17 protein-coding genes are annotated in these 16,673 nt (G+C 64.4%); 11 read left to right on the top strand and 6 right to left on the bottom strand.

What is annotated here, in order from left to right:
- Positions 1 to 455 precede the first annotated feature (455 nt).
- The 3 genes from P6U24_RS14660 (at position 456) to P6U24_RS14650 (ending at position 4,086) form a co-directional block, all read left to right on the top strand.
- On the top strand, positions 456 to 2,108 hold the full coding sequence (locus P6U24_RS14660) for a glycosyltransferase family 39 protein (RefSeq protein ID WP_407159799.1): 1,653 nt from the start codon (positions 456 to 458) through the stop codon (positions 2,106 to 2,108).
- Positions 2,109 to 2,276: 168 nt separating this feature from the next.
- Positions 2,277 to 3,056 (top strand): class II aldolase/adducin family protein, encoded by a 780-nt coding sequence (locus tag P6U24_RS14655; protein ID WP_407159798.1) that lies wholly within the window; start codon positions 2,277 to 2,279, stop codon positions 3,054 to 3,056.
- 31 nt (positions 3,057 to 3,087) lie between these two features.
- Positions 3,088 to 4,086 (top strand): NAD-dependent epimerase/dehydratase family protein, encoded by a 999-nt coding sequence (locus P6U24_RS14650; RefSeq protein ID WP_407159797.1) that lies wholly within the window; start codon positions 3,088 to 3,090, stop codon positions 4,084 to 4,086.
- Positions 4,087 to 4,221: 135 nt separating this feature from the next.
- Here P6U24_RS14650 and P6U24_RS14645 read toward each other — a convergent pair whose 3' ends face one another.
- From P6U24_RS14645 to groES, 3 genes are read right to left on the bottom strand one after another with little or no spacing between them, the layout of a single operon-like run.
- On the bottom strand, positions 4,222 to 4,449 hold the full coding sequence (locus P6U24_RS14645) for a hypothetical protein (protein ID WP_407159796.1): 228 nt from the start codon (positions 4,447 to 4,449) through the stop codon (positions 4,222 to 4,224).
- 57 nt (positions 4,450 to 4,506) lie between these two features.
- The gene (gene groL / locus P6U24_RS14640; protein WP_407159795.1) at positions 4,507 to 6,129 is read right to left on the bottom strand and encodes a chaperonin GroEL; all 1,623 of its coding nucleotides are present in this window, start codon (positions 6,127 to 6,129) and stop codon (positions 4,507 to 4,509) included.
- 41 nt (positions 6,130 to 6,170) lie between these two features.
- Positions 6,171 to 6,485 (bottom strand): co-chaperone GroES, encoded by a 315-nt coding sequence (groES, locus tag P6U24_RS14635; protein WP_407159794.1) that lies wholly within the window; start codon positions 6,483 to 6,485, stop codon positions 6,171 to 6,173.
- 219 nt (positions 6,486 to 6,704) lie between these two features.
- Between groES and P6U24_RS14630 the strand changes: the two genes are divergently transcribed.
- Positions 6,705 to 7,799: a trypsin-like peptidase domain-containing protein gene (locus tag P6U24_RS14630; protein WP_407159793.1), complete on the top strand. Its 1,095-nt coding sequence runs from the start codon at positions 6,705 to 6,707 to the stop codon at positions 7,797 to 7,799.
- A 215-nt stretch (positions 7,800 to 8,014) separates the two neighbouring features.
- Positions 8,015 to 9,232, top strand: a complete 1,218-nt coding sequence (locus P6U24_RS14625) for a GGDEF domain-containing protein (RefSeq protein WP_407159792.1) — start codon at positions 8,015 to 8,017, stop codon at positions 9,230 to 9,232.
- Here the strand turns inward: P6U24_RS14625 and P6U24_RS14620 are convergent.
- From P6U24_RS14620 to P6U24_RS14610, 3 genes are read right to left on the bottom strand one after another with little or no spacing between them, the layout of a single operon-like run.
- Positions 9,229 to 10,632, bottom strand: a complete 1,404-nt coding sequence (locus P6U24_RS14620; RefSeq protein WP_407159791.1) for a M20/M25/M40 family metallo-hydrolase — start codon at positions 10,630 to 10,632, stop codon at positions 9,229 to 9,231. The genes P6U24_RS14625 and P6U24_RS14620 overlap by 4 nt on opposite strands.
- Positions 10,633 to 10,649: 17 nt before the next feature.
- Positions 10,650 to 11,978 (bottom strand): glycosyltransferase family 87 protein, encoded by a 1,329-nt coding sequence (locus P6U24_RS14615; protein ID WP_407159790.1) that lies wholly within the window; start codon positions 11,976 to 11,978, stop codon positions 10,650 to 10,652.
- Positions 11,979 to 12,015: 37 nt separating this feature from the next.
- On the bottom strand, positions 12,016 to 13,629 hold the full coding sequence (locus P6U24_RS14610) for a helicase HerA-like domain-containing protein (RefSeq protein WP_407159789.1): 1,614 nt from the start codon (positions 13,627 to 13,629) through the stop codon (positions 12,016 to 12,018).
- Here P6U24_RS14610 and P6U24_RS14605 point away from each other — a divergent pair.
- The 6 genes from P6U24_RS14605 to folK all read left to right on the top strand — a co-directional run bounded on the left by P6U24_RS14605 (position 13,628) and on the right by folK (position 16,602).
- Positions 13,628 to 13,888 carry a hypothetical protein gene (locus P6U24_RS14605; protein ID WP_407159788.1) on the top strand — a complete coding sequence of 87 codons (261 nt, stop codon included), beginning with the start codon at positions 13,628 to 13,630 and terminating at the stop codon, positions 13,886 to 13,888. The genes P6U24_RS14610 and P6U24_RS14605 overlap by 2 nt on opposite strands.
- A 64-nt stretch (positions 13,889 to 13,952) precedes the next feature.
- Positions 13,953 to 14,318 (top strand): DUF2267 domain-containing protein, encoded by a 366-nt coding sequence (locus P6U24_RS14600; protein ID WP_407159787.1) that lies wholly within the window; start codon positions 13,953 to 13,955, stop codon positions 14,316 to 14,318.
- 24 nt (positions 14,319 to 14,342) lie between these two features.
- Positions 14,343 to 14,750: a DUF4332 domain-containing protein gene (locus P6U24_RS14595; protein WP_407159786.1), complete on the top strand. Its 408-nt coding sequence runs from the start codon at positions 14,343 to 14,345 to the stop codon at positions 14,748 to 14,750.
- A 123-nt stretch (positions 14,751 to 14,873) separates the two neighbouring features.
- On the top strand, positions 14,874 to 15,737 hold the full coding sequence (gene folP, locus P6U24_RS14590; RefSeq protein WP_407159785.1) for a dihydropteroate synthase: 864 nt from the start codon (positions 14,874 to 14,876) through the stop codon (positions 15,735 to 15,737).
- Positions 15,734 to 16,102: a dihydroneopterin aldolase gene (gene folB / locus P6U24_RS14585; protein WP_407159784.1), complete on the top strand. Its 369-nt coding sequence runs from the start codon at positions 15,734 to 15,736 to the stop codon at positions 16,100 to 16,102. Before folP ends, folB begins: the two co-directional genes overlap by 4 nt.
- A gap of 8 nt (positions 16,103 to 16,110) precedes the next feature.
- Positions 16,111 to 16,602 (top strand): 2-amino-4-hydroxy-6-hydroxymethyldihydropteridine diphosphokinase, encoded by a 492-nt coding sequence (gene folK / locus P6U24_RS14580; RefSeq protein WP_407159783.1) that lies wholly within the window; start codon positions 16,111 to 16,113, stop codon positions 16,600 to 16,602.
- Positions 16,603 to 16,673: the final 71 nt, after the last annotated feature.

Below are 16,673 nucleotides of genomic sequence, written 5' to 3'. Positions count from 1 at the left end.
ACCTCCTAATGTGGCAGTCCGGAGCCAGCAGGTTCCGAAAACAAAACCACACTAGAATCCTAAGCTTACCGATGCCGCTTGAATCTGAAACTTGAAGGGCGTGCCGCGACGATTTGCAGCGAAGCCTTAAATCCCGCCGCCAACTTGCACAAGCATCGCGTGTACGCCGGGGCCATGATACCGTCAACTGATGCCTTCCGCCTATCCTGTCATTCTAGCGCCTGCCCTTCCCCCGGGCGATCCCGGAGCTCGTGGCAGGTTCAGCCTGCGTTCATTGTGGACCTGTCAATAGTGCCGGAACTAGCCGACTTTCAAGCCGTTGCTGCATCGCAATGAAATGATCAAGTTGCATTCGCCAATGACTTGAAAACCACATCTGCGCTATAGGAACGCCCGGGGAATGAGGCTTTCGGCGCAAGAGCGGGCTCTTCAGGGGACGCGGGTCACTACCAACCATGTCATCCATCACTACTTCTGTCCTCGACACGCCGGTACGGCGTACGGTCGAACGGACGTGCGACGACCTTGCGCTCTTCGTGCTCGCAGCGGTTGCGGTCGTCGCGGGACTGACCTTCCGTGACTATGGGCTCGGCTGGGACGACTACACCCACGCCGAATATGCCGACCTGCTGCTGCGCATGTACGGGTCCGGCTTCCGCGACACCGCGGCGCTCTCCTTCGCCAATCTCTACATGTATGGCGGCGGCTTCGACATGGTCGCGGCACTGCTGCACAAGATCGTTCCGCTGGAATTGTTCGAAACGCGGCGGCTGGTCGGCGCCGTCGTCGGGCTGATCGGCCTTGCCGTGACCTGGCGACTGGCACGCCGGATCGGCGGCGCGGTTGCGGGTCTTGGCGCGCTGCTGCTGCTGGCGCTGTGCCCGATCTTCTACGGCCACATGTTCATGAACCCGAAGGACGCGCCCTTCGCCGTGGCGATGGTGGTGCTGCTGATGGGCCTCGTGCGGCTTGCCGAGGAGTATCCGTACCCCACGCCGCGGACCATCCTGATCGTCGGCCTCGGCGCCGGGCTGTCGATCGGCTCGCGCATCCTGGGCGGGCTTGCGGTGGTCTACGCCGTCGTCGGCTTCATGCCGCTGTTCCTGGAGGAATATCGCACGCAGGGGCCGCGCGAGGCGGTCCGCCGTTTTGTCCACGTGCTCTACGTGCTGGTTCCGGGCCTGATCCTTGGCTATCTCATCATGGGCCTGATCTGGCCGTGGTCGATCATCGAGCCCGCCAATCCGTTCCGGGCGCTGACCTACTTCTCGCACTTCTTCGAGAAGCCCTGGAAGGAGATGTTCGACGGCGCGCTGGTCTCGGTGCCGGACATGCCGTGGTCCTATCTGCCGACCTTGTTTGCTCTCCAGCTCCCCGAACTGATGCTTGGCCTGTTCATCGCCGGCGCGGTGGTCTCGGTGCTGTCGCTGTCGCGGAACAGCATGACGGCGCGGCAGAAGAGCATCGTGCTGATGCTCACGGTGGCTGCGACGCTGCCCATCCTGATCGCGATCGTGAAGCGCCCCGCCCTCTACAACGGCATCCGCCACTTCGTGTTCGTGATCCCACCAATGGCGCTGCTCGGTGGTCTCGCCTTCGCCTGGCTGCTCGACTGGTTGAAAGCCGACAGCCGCCGGAACTGGCAGCCGCTGGCCGTCACGGTGTTCTGCTTCGGCCTGCTCTTGCCGCTCGCCGAGATGATCCGGCTGCATCCCTATCAATACGCCCATTTCAACTACATCGCAGGCACCGTGCGCGAGGCCGACGCCCGGTTCATGCTGGACTATTGGGGCCTGGCACTGAAGCAGGCCTCCGATGGCCTGAAGGAGCAGCTCGACGAGCGCCAGGAAGTGCCGCCCGAGACCCGCAAATGGAAGGTCGCGGTGTGCGGACCGCAGCGCCCCGCGCAGGTCGCGCTCGGTCCCGACTTCACGATCGGCTGGGACAGCAGCGGCGCCGATTTCGCGATGACGCTCGGCGAGTTCTATTGCAAGGGCCTGTCCGCGCCCGTCATGGTCGAGATCAAGCGTGACGACGTCGTGTTCGCGCGGGTCTATGATATCCGCGGCAAGAGCATCTCGAGCCTGCTGTCGATTCCCGCGCCGTAAAGCGTTTTCAAGCGAAGTGGGCACCGGTTCGCGTCAAGAAAACGCGTCAAGATAAAGCGGCAGAAACCCGCCGCGCCCTGCATAACAGCCCCCGTTCGGCCGCGCCTTGTCGCGGCGAAATCGGGCGACTACGCTCCGCTCAAACTGACCGATCAGCGGAGAACGGCGATGTCGCCAGCGGAAGCGCGCCCGAAGGAAGTGCCTGCGAACATGACGGAGGCGGAATGGAGCCAGCGGGTCAATCTCGCCGCGGCCTATCGCCTCGTGGCGCTGTTCGGCTGGGACGACCTTGTCGACACCCACATCTCGGCGCGGGTGCCCGGTCCCGAGCATCATTTCCTGATCAACCCTTACGGTCTTCTGTTCGAGGAGATCACCGCCTCCAGCCTGGTGAAGGTCGATCTTGCCGGCAACCAGCTCACCGAGAGCGAGTACCGCATCAATCCGGCCGGCTTCACTATCCATTCGGCGATCCACGAGGTGCGCGAGGACGCTGCTTGCGTGATCCATCTGCACACGCTGGACGGCGTCGCGGTGTCGAGCTCTGCCGAAGGCCTGCAGCCGGTCAACCAGATCGCGCAGTACGTCACCCATGATCTCGCCTATCATGACTATGAGGGCATCGCGCTCGATCATGACGAACGGCCGCGCCTGCAGCGCGATCTCGGAGCCAAGAACCACATGCTGCTCCGCAACCATGGCACGCTGACGGTCGGCCGCTCGGTCGCTTCCGCCTTCGAGCGTATGTATCAGCTGGAGCGCGCCTGCTCGATCCAGGTCCGCACCCGGACGCTCGGTCCAGCAGTCTATCCCGTGCAGGATGAGGTGGTGGAGAAGAACGCGAAGCTGTTCCAGAATGCCGATCGGGCCGAGCTGCGCTCGACACAGTTGGTCTGGCCTCCGCTGCTGCGCAAGCTCGACCGCATCGACCCGAGCTACCGGACCTGACGCGGCGGCGCCGATCACGGAGGAGCAGACCGTGACGATCCTGGTGACCGGCAGTTCCGGCCATCTCGGCGAAGCGCTGGTGCGCACGCTTCAGGCGCAGGGGCGCGACGTCATCGGCCTCGACATCCGTCCCGGCGCCGTCACGCACCGGATCGGCTCGATCACCGAGCGCGATGTCGTGCGCGATGCCATGGCGGGCGTCACGGTCGTGCTGCACGCCGCGACCTTGCACAAGCCGCATGTCGCGACCCATAGCCGGCAGGCGTTCGTCAACGTCAACATCACGGGCACGCTGAACCTGCTGGAGGAAGCGAGGGCCGCCGATGTCACGGCCTTCGTTTACACCAGCACCACAAGTGTGTTCGGTGATGCGCTGGTGCCGCCGCGAGGCGAGCCGGCGGCCTGGGTGACGGAGAGCGTCTCGCCGGTGCCGAAGAACATCTATGGCGTCACCAAAGCGGCGGCGGAAGATCTCTGCCAGCTGTTCGCGCGCAACCAGGCCCTACCTGCGATCGTGCTGCGCGTCTCGCGTTTCTTTCCCGAACCGGACGATGACGCTGCCGTGCGCAGCGCCTATGACGACAGCAACGCGAAGGTGAACGAGTTCCTGCATCGCCGCGTCGACATCGAGGATGTGGTCGACGCCCACTTGAAAGCGATCGCTCACGCCTCCACTGCGCGTTTTGCGAAATACATCATCAGCGCCACCACGCCATTCTCACGCGAGGACATGGCCGAGCTGCGTGGCAACGCGCCGCAGGTGGTCCGCCGCATCGTTCCGGACTACGTGCAGGAATATGCCCGCCGAGGTTGGAGCATGTTCGATGGCATCGATCGCGTCTATGTCAACGCAAAGGCCCGCGCCGAGCTCGGCTGGCGGCCGCGCCATGATTTCCGCACGCTCGTGGCGCGACTGAAAGCCGACGAGGACATTCGCAGCCCACTCGCGCAGGCGATCGGCAGCAAGGGTTATCACGACCGCGCTTTCGGCCATGGTCCCTATCCGGTCGACGACGCCATTCGCGCCTGACCCGTGCAATGTGATGGACCGGCGAGGACAGATGTGCTAAGCACGGGTCATACGACCTCTACGCTTTTCGGAATGAAACGCCGTCCAATCCTGGGCGGCGTTTTTGCTTCGGGGAAGCAACGATTCCCTGACAACTCAGGCTGCGGCCACGAGCAGCCGGCGCAAGCGCAGATCGGCGTCATCGAGCACTTTCGCCAGCCTTTGCTGCTCATCGGCTTCAAGGTCATTGCGCCTGAGCATGGCGCGGCAATGCGCAATGACGCGCTGCTCGCTCTCGATCAGAAAATGATTGACGTTGCCGGCTAAGACAGTGGTGGCACGCGCGCGGTCGCGCGGCCTGGTGTCAGGCTGCCAATTCAACATGGGCTGTCCCCGCTCAGCAGGGCCCGGCCAAGCGGCGGGGCCCTGCATGCCCCGCGATCAGAAGTCCATCGCGGGCGCAGCCGCGGGGGCTTCGGCCTTCTTCGGCTTCTCGGCCACCAGCGCCTCGGTGGTGATCAGGAGCGAGGCGACGGAGGCCGCGTCCTGCAGCGCGGCACGGACCACCTTCGCCGGGTCGATGACCCCCGCCTGCACCAGATCCTCATACGCCCCGGTCGCAGCGTTGAAGCCCCAGTTGTAGGTATCCTTCTCCAGGAGCTTGCCGACCACGAGCGAGCCGTCGGCGCCGGCATTCTGCACGATCTGGCGCACCGGCACCTGGATCGCGCGACGGACGATCTCGACCCCGGCCTTCTGATCCGCATTCGCGGTCTTGATGCGGTCGAGCACCTTGCTGGCGCGCAGCAGCGGGACGCCACCACCCGGCAGGATGCCCTCCTCCACTGCAGCGCGCGTCGCATGCAGCGCATCGTCCACGCGATCCTTGCGCTCCTTGACCTCGACCTCGGTGGCGCCGCCGACCCGGATCACCGCGACGCCGCCGGCCAGCTTGGCCAGGCGCTCCTGCAGCTTCTCGCGATCATAGTCCGATGTGGTCTCCTCGATCTGCGCCTTGATCTGCGTCGCCCGCGCCTCGATGTCCTTCTTGGCGCCGGCGCCGTTGACGATCGTGGTGTTCTCCTTGTCGATCACGATCTTCTTGGCGCGGCCGAGCATCGACAGCGTCACGTTCTCGAGCTTGATGCCGAGATCCTCCGAGATCGTGGTGCCGCCGGTGAGGATCGCGATGTCCTCCAGCATGGCCTTGCGGCGATCGCCGAAGCCGGGCGCCTTGACCGCCGCGATCTTGAGGCCGCCGCGCAGCTTGTTGACGACCAGCGTCGCCAGCGCCTCGCCCTCGACGTCCTCCGCCACGATGAGGAGCGGCTTGCCCGATTGCACCACGGCCTCGAGCAGCGGCAGCATGGTCTGCAGGCCCGACAGCTTCTTCTCATGGATCAGAACATAGGGGTCCTCGAGCTCGACCCGCATCTTCTCGGAATTGGTGACGAAATAGGGCGAGATATAGCCGCGGTCGAACTGCATGCCTTCGACCACTTCGAGCTCGGTATTGAGGCTCTTGGCCTCCTCGACCGTGATCACACCCTCATTGCCGACCTTCTGCATGGCTTCAGCCAGGAAGCGGCCGATCTCGTCATCCCCATTGGCCGAGATGGTGCCGACCTGCGCGATCTCATCGTTCTTGGTAATCTTCTTGGCGTGCGACTTGAGATCCGCCACGATCGCCTCGACGGCCAGATCGATGCCGCGCTTGAGGTCCATCGGGTTCATGCCGGCGGCAACGGACTTCGCGCCCTCCTTCACGATCGCCTGCGCCAGCACGGTCGCGGTCGTGGTGCCGTCACCGGCGAGATCGGCGGTCTTCGAGGCCACCTCGCGCACCATCTGGGCGCCCATATTTTCGAACTTGTCCTCGAGCTCGATCTCCTTCGCGACCGCCACGCCGTCCTTGGTGATGCGCGGGGCGCCGAACGATTTCTCGATCACCACGTTGCGGCCCTTGGGGCCGAGCGTGACCTTCACGGCGTTTGCGAGTATGTCGACGCCGCGCAGCATGCGGTCGCGCGCTTCGGTCGAAAATTTCACGTCCTTGGCGGCCATGATCGTCGTCTCCTTCTCCGATGACTGTCAGTTGTGCATGATCAAGCGGCCTTCTTTGCCGCAACCGGTGTGTCGACGATGCCGAGCAGATCGCTCTCCTTCATGATCAGGAGATCCTTGCCGTCGATCTTCACCTCGGTGCCCGACCACTTGCCGAACAGCACCCTGTCGCCTGGCTTCACATCGAGCGGCACCAGCTGACCCTGCTCGTTCCGCGCACCGGGGCCCGCGGCGATGATCTCGCCTTCCTGCGGCTTCTCCTTGGCGGTGTCGGGAATGATGATGCCGCCCTTGGTCTTTTCCTCGGCATCGATACGGCGCACGAGCACGCGGTCGTGCAACGGACGGAAATGCATGCACATCCTCCTTCACAAGATCAGCGATGTCATAGATCCGGGTCCCATCAGGCCCCCGGGCAAAAACGACCTAGTGAACGGGAACTTTTGGTTCAAGAGGGCGTGAAAAATTTTTTGGCACTCTCCGGCAGTGATTGCCAGGCACGCTCTTGACCGCGGCCGGACATTTTCCCAGCTAAATCGGCGCCAAAATCCCGGTTCACCTTGTGGGGGGTAACAATGCAGTTTCTGCGTTGGGTCCGGCCTGTGATCGCGCCGGCCATCCTATTGTGTCTGTTCGCCGGACCGGCGAGCGCCCAGATTCCCGACCTGCGGCTCGGGCGCGTGCCGACGCTGGCTCCGCTGGTCAAGGAGGTCACGCCGGCAGTCGTCAACATCTCGGTCGAAGGCAAGGTTCGCCAGGACAATCCGCTCTATCAGGACCCGCTATTTCGTGAATTCTTCGACGTCCCGAAGCAGGTCGAGAAGCAGATCAGCGCAACCGGCTCCGGCGTCATTGTCGACGCCCAGCGCGGCTACGTGATGACGGCCAATCACGTCGTCGAGCATGTCACGAGTGTCCAGATCAGGACCAAGGATGGCCGGAAATTTGCCGCGCGCCTGGTTGGGCGCGATCCTGGCACCGACATCGCGCTGCTGCAGATCCGCGACCCCGCCGATCTCAAGGCAATTGCGCTCGGCGACAGCGATGCGCTGGAGGTCGGTGACTTCGTGATCGCGGTCGGCAATCCCTTCGGCCTCGGCCAGACCGTGACGTCGGGGCTCGTCAGCGCGCTCGGGCGCACGGGCCTTGGCAAGCAGGGCTATGAGGATTTCATCCAGACCGATGCCGCCATCAATCCGGGCAATTCCGGCGGCGCGCTGATCAATCTGCGCGGTGAGCTGGTCGGCATCAACACGGCCATCATCTCGCCGGGCGGCGGCAATATCGGCATCGGCTTTGCCGTGCCGATCAACATGGCGCGGCGGGTGATGGAGCAACTCGTGCAGAACGGCCGGGTCGAGCGCGGACGCATCGGCATTAGCCTGCAGGACCTAGACGTGCCGGTGAACGGTCATGTCCAGGGTGCGCGCGTTGCCGATGTGAGCGCCGGCTCGCCGGCCGAGCGTGCCGGCCTGCGCAAGGGCGACATCATCGTCAAGGCCAATGACATGCCCGTGCGCAGCGCGACGCAGGTCCGCAATCTGATCGGCCTCACGCCAGTCGGCCAGCGCGTCCGTCTTACCTTCGAGCGCGACCGCGCACTCGGCAATGCGACCGTGGAGGTCGCTCCGGCCGCGGAGGAGCGGGCGCGCGTGCGGACATCGGGATGATGCCGCCGGCGCCGATCACCGGCCTGGCGGCTGAATGGCGAGGCGGCGGAAGGACCAAGACGGGCGGCGCCGGGGGGACCATCCGCTGACGGAGCGGCCCTGCGTCGCCGGGCAGAGCATTCTTTACCGCGCATCAAGCATGTGTGCGGCCAAGCGTCGCGCAGCAAAGACCTGTTAAGCCCTCCGTGCCCTTCATGCGTGTGGGGGATGCCGGAATGCGGGGCGACGGGTTGGCTTTCAGTTTGCCGCAATGGCGGGTGACGCAATGGCTTGCGGATGTCGGGCCTGACGTCAGCGACGATGTCCGCGTCGCACTGATCGGCGATCTCTATGGCAGCTGGCCGATTTTCGCCGCCGGCCTCCTCAACTCCACCTTGACCAGCGCCGCGATTGCCGCGCGCGAGCAGACGACGCCATTCGTCGCCTGGCTCGCGCTGGAGATCGTGGTCTGCACCGCGCGCCTGATCGTGCTGAGCATCGCCTATCGTGCGGCGCGCGCGGGACGCAGGACGCCGACCGATCTCTACATCCTGCTTGGCATAGCCTGGAGCGCCAGCATCGGGCTCGGCGCAGGGCTGAGCGTCGCCAGCGGCCACTGGGTCAGCGCGACGCTCGCCTGCCTGTCCGGCGCTGCGATGGTGGGCGGCATCTGCTTCCGCAGTTTCAGCGCGCCGCGCCTGGCGGGCGCCATGATCCTGTTCACAGTCGGGCCCATGATCCCCGGGATCGCGCTGGCGCGCGAGCCGCTGCTCTACATGCTGTTCCTGCAGATCCCGCTCTATTTCTCGGCGATGACAGCCGGCGCATTCCAGCTCAGCAAGATGCTGGTCACGGTGCTGCAGGCCAAGCGCCATAGCGAGGATCAGGCACGCCTCGACGTGTTGACGGGCCTGCACAATCGCGCCGGCCTGGTCGATGCGCTGGAAGCCAGGATCGTCGCCCACCAGAACGATGGCAGGCGCTTCGCCCTGCTTTATCTCGATCTCGATCACTTCAAGCCGGTCAACGACACCTTCGGGCATGCCGGCGGCGACATGCTGCTGCGGAGGATTGCACAGAGCCTGCACGACATCGCGCCGACCGCCGACGCCATCGCGCGGATCGGCGGCGACGAGTTCGTCGTGCTGACGAGCGACGTGACGCCGGAGGACGCGATCGCGCTCGGCGAACGCATCACCCGCATTGCGGAGCAGCCGATCCTGCTCGCCGACAGCGCCAGCGCGACCATCGGTATCAGCGTCGGCATCGCGCTGTCGCCGGACCATGGCAACGACGCCGAGACCCTGCTGGCGCTGGCCGACGCCGCGCTCTATGAGGCCAAGTCCGCCGGCAAGTCATGCTGCCGCCTTGCCACGACCGAGACCATCCTGACGGCCCTGCGCAAGCTCGCCCAGCACGGAGCGACGAGAGCAGCCGCCGGCGCGGCCGCTTAACGCGGCATCTCGGCAAGCGCCGCGAGAATCCGCGCCCAGGAGCGGATGCCCCTGTGGTAGCTCGTCAGGTCGTATTTCTCGTTCGGCGAGTGGATATTGTCATCGTCCAGACCGAAGCCGACCAGGAGGGAGTCGAGCCCGAGCGTGTTCTTGAAATCGGCGACGATCGGGATCGAGCCGCCGGAGCCGATCAGCACCGCCTCCTTGCCCCATTCTTCGGTAAGAGCCCGCTTCGCCGCCGCCAGCGGCTTCATGGTCCAGTCGAGCGCGATCGCAGGCGCAGCCGAATGGTCTTCGAACTCGGCCGAGCAGTCGGCCGGAATGCGCGCCCTCACGTAATCGCGGAAGGTCTGGCGGATCTTCTCTGGATCCTGACCTTCGACCAGGCGGAATGAGATTTTGGCCGAGGCATGCGCGGGGATCACCGTCTTGGAGCCTTCGCCGATATAGCCGCCGACAATGCCGTTGACGTCGCAGGTCGGACGCGAGGCGACCTGCTCGATCAGCAGACGTTCCTTTTCGCCGGCGGGAATCGACAGCCCAATCGGCTTCAGGAAACTCTCCGGCGTCAAATTGAGCTTCTTCCACTGCTCCAGGACCTCCGGCGGCAGGTCCTTCACGCCATCGTAGAAGCCGGGAAGCGTGATGTGGCCGTCGGCATCGAACAGACCGCCGAGCACTTCGGTCAAGACGCGGATCGGATTGCGGGCGCCGCCGCCAAACAGGCCGGAATGCAGGTCGCGGTTGGCGGCCTTGATCTTGACCTCCTCATAGAGAAGGCCGCGCAGCATGGTGGTGATGGCCGGCGTGGTCGGATCCCACATCCCGGTGTCGCAGACCAGCGCGAAATCCGCCTTGAACTCGTCCTTGTTGGCCTGAAGGAACGGGACGAAGTTCTTCGAGCCGACCTCCTCCTCGCCTTCGAGCAGCACGGTGATGTCGAGCGGCAGCGAGCCGGTCACGGCTTTCCAGGCGCGGCAGGCCTCGACGAAGGTCATCAGCTGACCCTTATCGTCCTCGGCGCCGCGCGCGACGATGATCTTGCGACCGTCGGCATGGTCCGTGACCACGGGCTCGAACGGCGGACGGTGCCAGAGCTCGAGCGGATCGACCGGCTGCACGTCGTAATGACCGTAGAACAGCACGTGAGGTTTGGCACCGCCATTGCCGTTGCTCTTGCCGACCACGGCCGGATGGCCCGCAGTTGGCCGCACCTCGGCCGCGAAGCCGATGCTGGCAAGATCCTTGGCGAGATGGTCGGCCGCCTGCTTGCAATCGCCGGCGAAGGCCGGATCGGCCGAGATCGACTTGATCCGCAGCAACGTGAACAGCCGCTCCAGGCTGTTGTTGAAGTCGGCATCGATGTGATCGAGCACGGATTGGAGCTTCGCGTCGGCCATGGTGTTAAGTTTCCCTCTCAAAGCGATTGCAAAGCTTTTACCCCTGCCTCGGATGCCGAGCTAGTGTGGTCATCCGGCACTGGATGCAGGATGTGCCAGACCAGCGCGCCGGCCATGACGGCGGTCGCCGCGAGATTGTTGCCCCATGCCTGCAGGTCCTTCGGGAAAGGCGGCAGTGACAGCAGCATCAGGATGCCCGACAGCGCCAGTGCAAGCCAGGTCCACAGCCGCACGCGCGGCCTCGGATCGTAGGCCGCGCGATGCATCAGCACGGTCATCGGGAAGAACAGCCACATGAAGTAATATTGGCGCGCCAGCGGCGAGGCCACCGTCATCAGGCAGAACAGGATGCCGAGCTCTTCCGCGTCCGACCGTGGCGTGCGTCGTTCCTTGCGCGGCATCACCAAGAGAAAGCCGATGCCGAAGAGGCCCGAGACCGCGAGCACGACGAGGTTCGCCGCCTTGAACGAGATGTCGACGACATTCATCGTCCGCACCGGCATCGGCTTGGTCGGATCATCCTGCATGTAGTTCACGGGACGCGTCAGGCGATGCGTCATCGCGATGATCGACTGGTTGACCCAGGACCAGTTCTGCTCGTCACGTTGGCCGAAGCCCTTCTCCGAGCTCGATCCGACCATGCCCTGGTACCAGGTCTTCAATTCCGCGGCATTGTGCGCAAAGCCGCGCACCGGCGCCGGCACCACATACAGGAACGCCAGCGTGAACGCGATCATGCTGACTGCCGCCGCCCATTGCCGGCGCCAGACGAGATAAGGCAGCACCGCGACCGGGAACACCTTGATGGCGGTGGCCAGCGCGAACATGCTGCCCGCGAGCCATGGCTTGCATTCACCGATCAACCAGAAGCCGTACAGCATCATGGCGAGCAGCATCAGATTCGGCTGCCCGAGATCGAACATGTCGAACACGAAGCTGATGGTGACGAAGCCCGGCAGGAAATAGAGCCACTGATTGGGTGTCCTGCCCGATCCCGCCATCGCGTGGGAGAACTGCGCCGTCATCCACCACGCCACCACGTTGAGCAGCGACAGCACGCTATAAAGAACGATCTTGCCGAACCCAGCGGGAATGGCAAGCAGCACAGCCGGCAGCGGCGGATAGATGAAGGCGAAATAGGCCGAGGGATCGCTCGGATAGAGATCCTTGCCCTGCAGCACCTGCTGGCCGGCCCAGTACCAGAGCGGGTAGTCCTTGCTCTTGCCGCTGCCGAATATCTCCGGAACCAGCACGTCGCCGATCAGGATGACGCAGCAGAAGAGGAACAGGATGTCGACCGGCGCACGCAGCGACGGCCATCTCAATCGACGCGAGGGGTCCGGCATCACGTGCGCCCGCACGCAGTCACGGCACAGATGCGCATCATCGCCGCAACAACCCGCCGAGCGCGCCGCGTACGATCGAGCGGCCGATCGAGCCGCCAATCGAACCGGCGACATCCTTGCCGAGATTGGCCGCTGCGCCTCCGACCACCTTGTCGGTGACGGATCGCGCAATGTTGCGCGCGATCAGCTGCGTGGTCGACAGCCGGCCATGCTTGACGTTGGTGCCGAAGATCGTCGCTGCAATGCCGCCAATCGTCGCCAACAGTCCACCGGACTCGCCTGGCGCCGGCGCGGCCGTGCCGGCAATCCTCTTCTGGATCATCTCATAGGCGGACTCAGCGTCAACAGCAGTGTCGTACTTGCCCTTGAGCGGGCTTCCATCGATGATCGCCTTGCGCTCCTCGGGCGTGACCGGCCCGATCCGCGCCGAAGGCGGCCGCACCATCACGCGCTCGACCATCGCGGGCGTGCCATTGCCTTCCAGGAACGAGACCAGCGCCTCGCCCTTGCCAAGTTCCATGATGACTTGCGCGGTGTCGAGCTTCGGATTCGGCCGGAACGTATTCGCCGCGGCAGCGACCGCCTTCTGATCGCGCGGCGTGAAGGCGCGCAGCGCGTGCTGCATCCGGTTGCCGAGCTGACCGAGCACCTTGTCGGGCACGTCAAGCGGGTTCTGCGTCACGAAATACACGCCGACGCCCTTGGATCGGATCAGCCGCACCACCTGCTCGATCTTGTCCATCAAAACCTTCGGCGCATCGTCGAACAAGAGATGCGCCTCGTCGAAGAAGAACACCAGCTTCGGCTTCGGCAGATCGCCGACCTCGGGCAGCACCTCGAACAGCTCGGATAGCATCCAGAGCAGGAACGTGGCATAAAGCCTCGGAGAGTGCAGCAGCCGGTCGGCGGCGAGGATGTTGATGACGCCGCGGCCGTCTCGATCGGTGCGCATGAAGTCCTGCAGCGAAAGCGCGGGCTCGCCGAAGAACTGGTTGCCGCCCTGGTTCTCCAGCACGAGAAGCTGGCGCTGGATCGTGCCAACGGTGGCGCGCGTCACGTTGCCGAAGGTGCGCGCAGCCTGCCGGATCGGCGCCAGCGGATCCTCGTTGCCGTCGGCCGCCTTCTTCGGCCCATCCGGCGGCGCAATCGCATCGAGCAATGCGCGCAGATCCTTCATGTCGATCAGCGTCAGCCCGTTGTCGTCGGCCACGCGGAACGCGACGTTGAGCACGCCCTCCTGCACGTCATTGAGATCGAGCATCCGCGACAGCAAGAGCGGGCCCATCTCGGTGACGGTGGCGCGCACCGGATGTCCCTGCTCACCGAACACGTCCCAAAACACCGTCGTGAACTGGTCCGGCTGAAAAGAGAGACCAAGCTCGCTCGCGCGCTTGACGATGAAGTCTTTCGCCTCGCCAACCTCGGCAACACCGGAGAGATCGCCCTTGATGTCCGCGGCGAACACGGGAACACCGGCGCGCGCGAAACCTTCCGCCATCACTTGCAGGCTGACCGTCTTGCCGGTGCCGGTCGCACCGGTGACGAGGCCGTGACGATTGGCAAGGGCGAGCGTCAGCCACGCCGGTTCCTCGCCCTTCCCGACGAAAATCTTCTGATCCGTATCAATAGAGGTTGTTCCGGATACCGTCATGATGTCCGTCTCTCGCGCATCGCGTGCTCAGGGATTCACCGTCATCATACTGCATCTGATGTGCATTGAAACCGCCGTCGGCGGTCTTCCTGCCGAACGGCAGATTCCGTTTGCGACGGCAACGCAACAGCTTCGATCCATGGTGCACTTGTCCGCAAATTTCACATCGGCTCTTGCAGCGAAGCCACACTCGCGCCGCGATCGTGATTCGATTCGCCCACCCGCCGCGCTCGTCGCTTGTAATTCGCAAACCGGTTGATCAAGATGACTCCTTGTGCGGGAGTCCGGTCTTGGGGGACCGGGTTTGAGGACGACGGGGCAATATGGACGAGTTGATTGGTCTGCTGGCTGCAAAAGCCGGCATCGATAGAGCTGTGGCCGAAAAAACCATCGGCATCATCCTTAACTTCCTCCGGAATGAAGGACCTTCACAACAGGTTCAGGCGTTGATCGACGGAATACCGGGCGCGGAAGCCGCGATTGCGACGTCGCGCGCGGGCAGTGGGATCTCGCGGCTGATGGGCGGTGGCTTGATGGCCGTCGGCACCAGATTGATGGGATTGGGTCTTGGAATAACGGACATTCAAGCCATTGCGCGTGAACTTTTCCGGTTCGGCCGAGACAAAATCGGAGCCGACCAGATGAGCGCGATTGTCGCGGGGACACCAGGGCTCAGCCAACTCGCCTGAAGCACCTTCTCATTGTCGAGTATCATGACATATCCAATCACCGAGATTGAAGGCATGAGCGCCTTCTGTGCGTCCAAGCTGAAGGCGCTTGGCATTCGAACCACCGACGCGTTGCTCGAAGCCGCGCGCACCGTGAAGGGGCGCAAGGCACTGGCTGCCAAGACCGCGATCAGCGAGCAGCAATTATTGGAATGGGCCAATGTCGCCGACTACATGCGGATTCCCGGCATGGGCAAGGCGAAGGTCTGCCTGGTGCGGGCCGCCGGCGTCACCACCGTGCGCGAGCTGGCGCATCGCAATCCAGCACGGCTTGCGCAGAACATCAAGGCAGTGAACACCCAGCGCAAGCTGGTCCGCATCCTGCCCTCAGAGAAGTCGATCGGGCACATGATCGAGCAGGCGCGCAAGCTGGAGCCCAAAATCAGCTATTGAAGATCGGCCCGTGGGCGGCCGCCGGGAGGTGGGGACCCCGGCGGAGCGCGGGACCGCAGATCGCGTCAGAGATTGCATCTGCAGCATCTTGACTCCGCTGCGCCGACCGCGCAAAGCGGCCGCATGAGCGCTCCATCGCATAGCCAGGGTTCGGCGACCGCAGCAGCGGCGCATCCGCTCTTGCGCGCGTGGCTGGAACGGCCCTATCCCGCGGTCATGGGCGTGCTCAATGTAACGCCGGATTCGTTTTCCGACGGCGGAAACTTCACCACGCCGGCGCGCGCGCTCGCGCAAGGCCGGCGCATGATCTTCGAAGGCGCAGATATCATCGATATCGGCGCCGAATCCACCCGGCCCTATACGGGCGCGGAAGCCGTTTCGGCCGAGGATGAACTGGCGCGGCTCCGCCCGGTGCTATCAGACGTCGTCGCACTCGGCGTGCCCGTCTCGATCGACAGCATGAAGGCGGAGGTCGTCCGCTTTGCCCTCGACCAGGGCGCGCAGATCGCCAACGACGTCTGGGGCCTGCAGCGCGATCCCGAGATGGCCGCGCTGGTGGCGGAACGGAATGTGCCTGTCATCGTGATGCATAATCGCGACAGCGCGGATGAGGCGATCGACATCATGCAAGATGTCATCGCTTTCTTCACGCGCTCGCTCGACATCGCGGCGAAGGCCGGCATCCCGGACGGCAACATCGTGCTCGATCCCGGCATCGGCTTCGGCAAGACGCAGGCGCAGAGCATGACCATGCTGGCGCGGCTCGATGAACTCCGCAGCTTCGGCCTGCCGATCCTGGTCGGCGCCTCGCGAAAGCGCTTCATCGCCTCGGTCGTGCCTTCGGAGCCGCAAGCGCGGCTCGGCGGCTCGATCGCGGCGCATCTGATCGCCGCGCAGCGCGGCGCCCATATCATCAGGGCTCATGACGTGGCGGAAACCATGCAGGCGCTGCACGTCGCTGCTGCAATCGAGGCGCTAAAGGGATGAGCGATACGATCTTCATCAAAGGAATTCTGATCCATGCCCGTCATGGCCTGCTGGAGCATGAGAGCGAGGTCGGCCAGCGCTTCGTGATCGACCTCGAGCTCGATACCGACCTGTCGGAATCCTCGCGCACCGACCGTCTCGCCGACACGGTGAACTATTCCAACGTGGTGGCCACCGCGACATCTGCTTTCAAGGACACCAACTACTACCTGCTGGAGCGCGCCGCCGGTGCGGTGGCCGACGCCATCCTGGCGGCATTCCCACGCATCCGCGCCGTCAAGGTCACGGTGCACAAGCCGCATGCGCCGATCGCGGCGATCTTCGAGGATGTTGGCGTGGTGCTGACCCGCACGCGGGAGCCTTGAGGGCGCAGATGGCGAGCGCGCTGATTGCTCTCGGCGGCAATGTCGGCGACGTCAGGTCGAGATTTCGCAGCGCCATCGACGCGATCTGCCGGCAGGCACAGGCGAGACTGACCGCGCGCTCGTCCGATTATGAGACCCCGCCCTGGGGCGGTATCGAGCAGCCCGCCTTCATCAACGCCTGCATCGCGATCGAGACCGCGCTTGCGCCGCATGCGCTGCTCGCCACCCTGCTCGACATCGAACGGACCTTCGGACGCGACCGCGCACGGGAGACGCGCTGGGGCCCGCGCACGCTTGATCTCGACCTCATCGCCTATGACGACATCGCCCTCGCTACGCCCGAGCTGACCCTGCCGCATCCGCGCCTGTTCGAGCGGGCCTTCGTGCTGGTGCCTCTCGTCGAGATCGCCCCTGATCGAGTGATTGCGGGACGCTCCCCGCGCGAGGCGCTGAGCAGGGTTTCGTCCGACGGAATCGTCCGGCTGCCTGACCCGAGTTGACAAGCGGCCAGCGGGAAACAACCGTTTGGCTTGACCGCGCCGACGTGGCATTTTGCGGCGAACAACATCTG

Source organism: Bradyrhizobium sp. STM 3557, from assembly GCF_045571465.1.
Taxonomy (GTDB): domain Bacteria; phylum Pseudomonadota; class Alphaproteobacteria; order Rhizobiales; family Xanthobacteraceae; genus Bradyrhizobium.
The sequence above is the reverse complement of the archived record's forward strand: the minus strand, read 5'-3'. Positions and strand labels throughout refer to the sequence as shown.

Bases quoted from the DNA above. Each gene is read 5' to 3' on its own strand.
- P6U24_RS14615 (WP_407159790.1), bottom strand. From the start codon at position 11,978: ATGCCGGACCCCTCGCGTCGATTGAGATGGCCGTCGCTGCGTGCGCCG.
- groL (WP_407159795.1), bottom strand. From the start codon at position 6,129: ATGGCCGCCAAGGACGTGAAATTTTCGACCGAAGCGCGCGACCGCATG.
- P6U24_RS14605 (WP_407159788.1), top strand. From the start codon at position 13,628: ATGATGTCCGTCTCTCGCGCATCGCGTGCTCAGGGATTCACCGTCATC.
- P6U24_RS14625 (WP_407159792.1), top strand. From the start codon at position 8,015: ATGCGGGGCGACGGGTTGGCTTTCAGTTTGCCGCAATGGCGGGTGACG.
- P6U24_RS14660 (WP_407159799.1), top strand. From the start codon at position 456: ATGTCATCCATCACTACTTCTGTCCTCGACACGCCGGTACGGCGTACG.
- P6U24_RS14595 (WP_407159786.1), top strand. From the start codon at position 14,343: ATGACATATCCAATCACCGAGATTGAAGGCATGAGCGCCTTCTGTGCG.
- P6U24_RS14610 (WP_407159789.1), bottom strand. From the start codon at position 13,629: ATGACGGTATCCGGAACAACCTCTATTGATACGGATCAGAAGATTTTC.
- P6U24_RS14620 (WP_407159791.1), bottom strand. From the start codon at position 10,632: ATGGCCGACGCGAAGCTCCAATCCGTGCTCGATCACATCGATGCCGAC.
- P6U24_RS14645 (WP_407159796.1), bottom strand. From the start codon at position 4,449: ATGTTGAATTGGCAGCCTGACACCAGGCCGCGCGACCGCGCGCGTGCC.
- P6U24_RS14600 (WP_407159787.1), top strand. From the start codon at position 13,953: ATGGACGAGTTGATTGGTCTGCTGGCTGCAAAAGCCGGCATCGATAGA.
- folP (WP_407159785.1), top strand. From the start codon at position 14,874: ATGAGCGCTCCATCGCATAGCCAGGGTTCGGCGACCGCAGCAGCGGCG.
- folK (WP_407159783.1), top strand. From the start codon at position 16,111: ATGGCGAGCGCGCTGATTGCTCTCGGCGGCAATGTCGGCGACGTCAGG.
- groES (WP_407159794.1), bottom strand. From the start codon at position 6,485: ATGCATTTCCGTCCGTTGCACGACCGCGTGCTCGTGCGCCGTATCGAT.
- P6U24_RS14655 (WP_407159798.1), top strand. From the start codon at position 2,277: ATGTCGCCAGCGGAAGCGCGCCCGAAGGAAGTGCCTGCGAACATGACG.
- P6U24_RS14630 (WP_407159793.1), top strand. From the start codon at position 6,705: ATGCAGTTTCTGCGTTGGGTCCGGCCTGTGATCGCGCCGGCCATCCTA.
- folB (WP_407159784.1), top strand. From the start codon at position 15,734: ATGAGCGATACGATCTTCATCAAAGGAATTCTGATCCATGCCCGTCAT.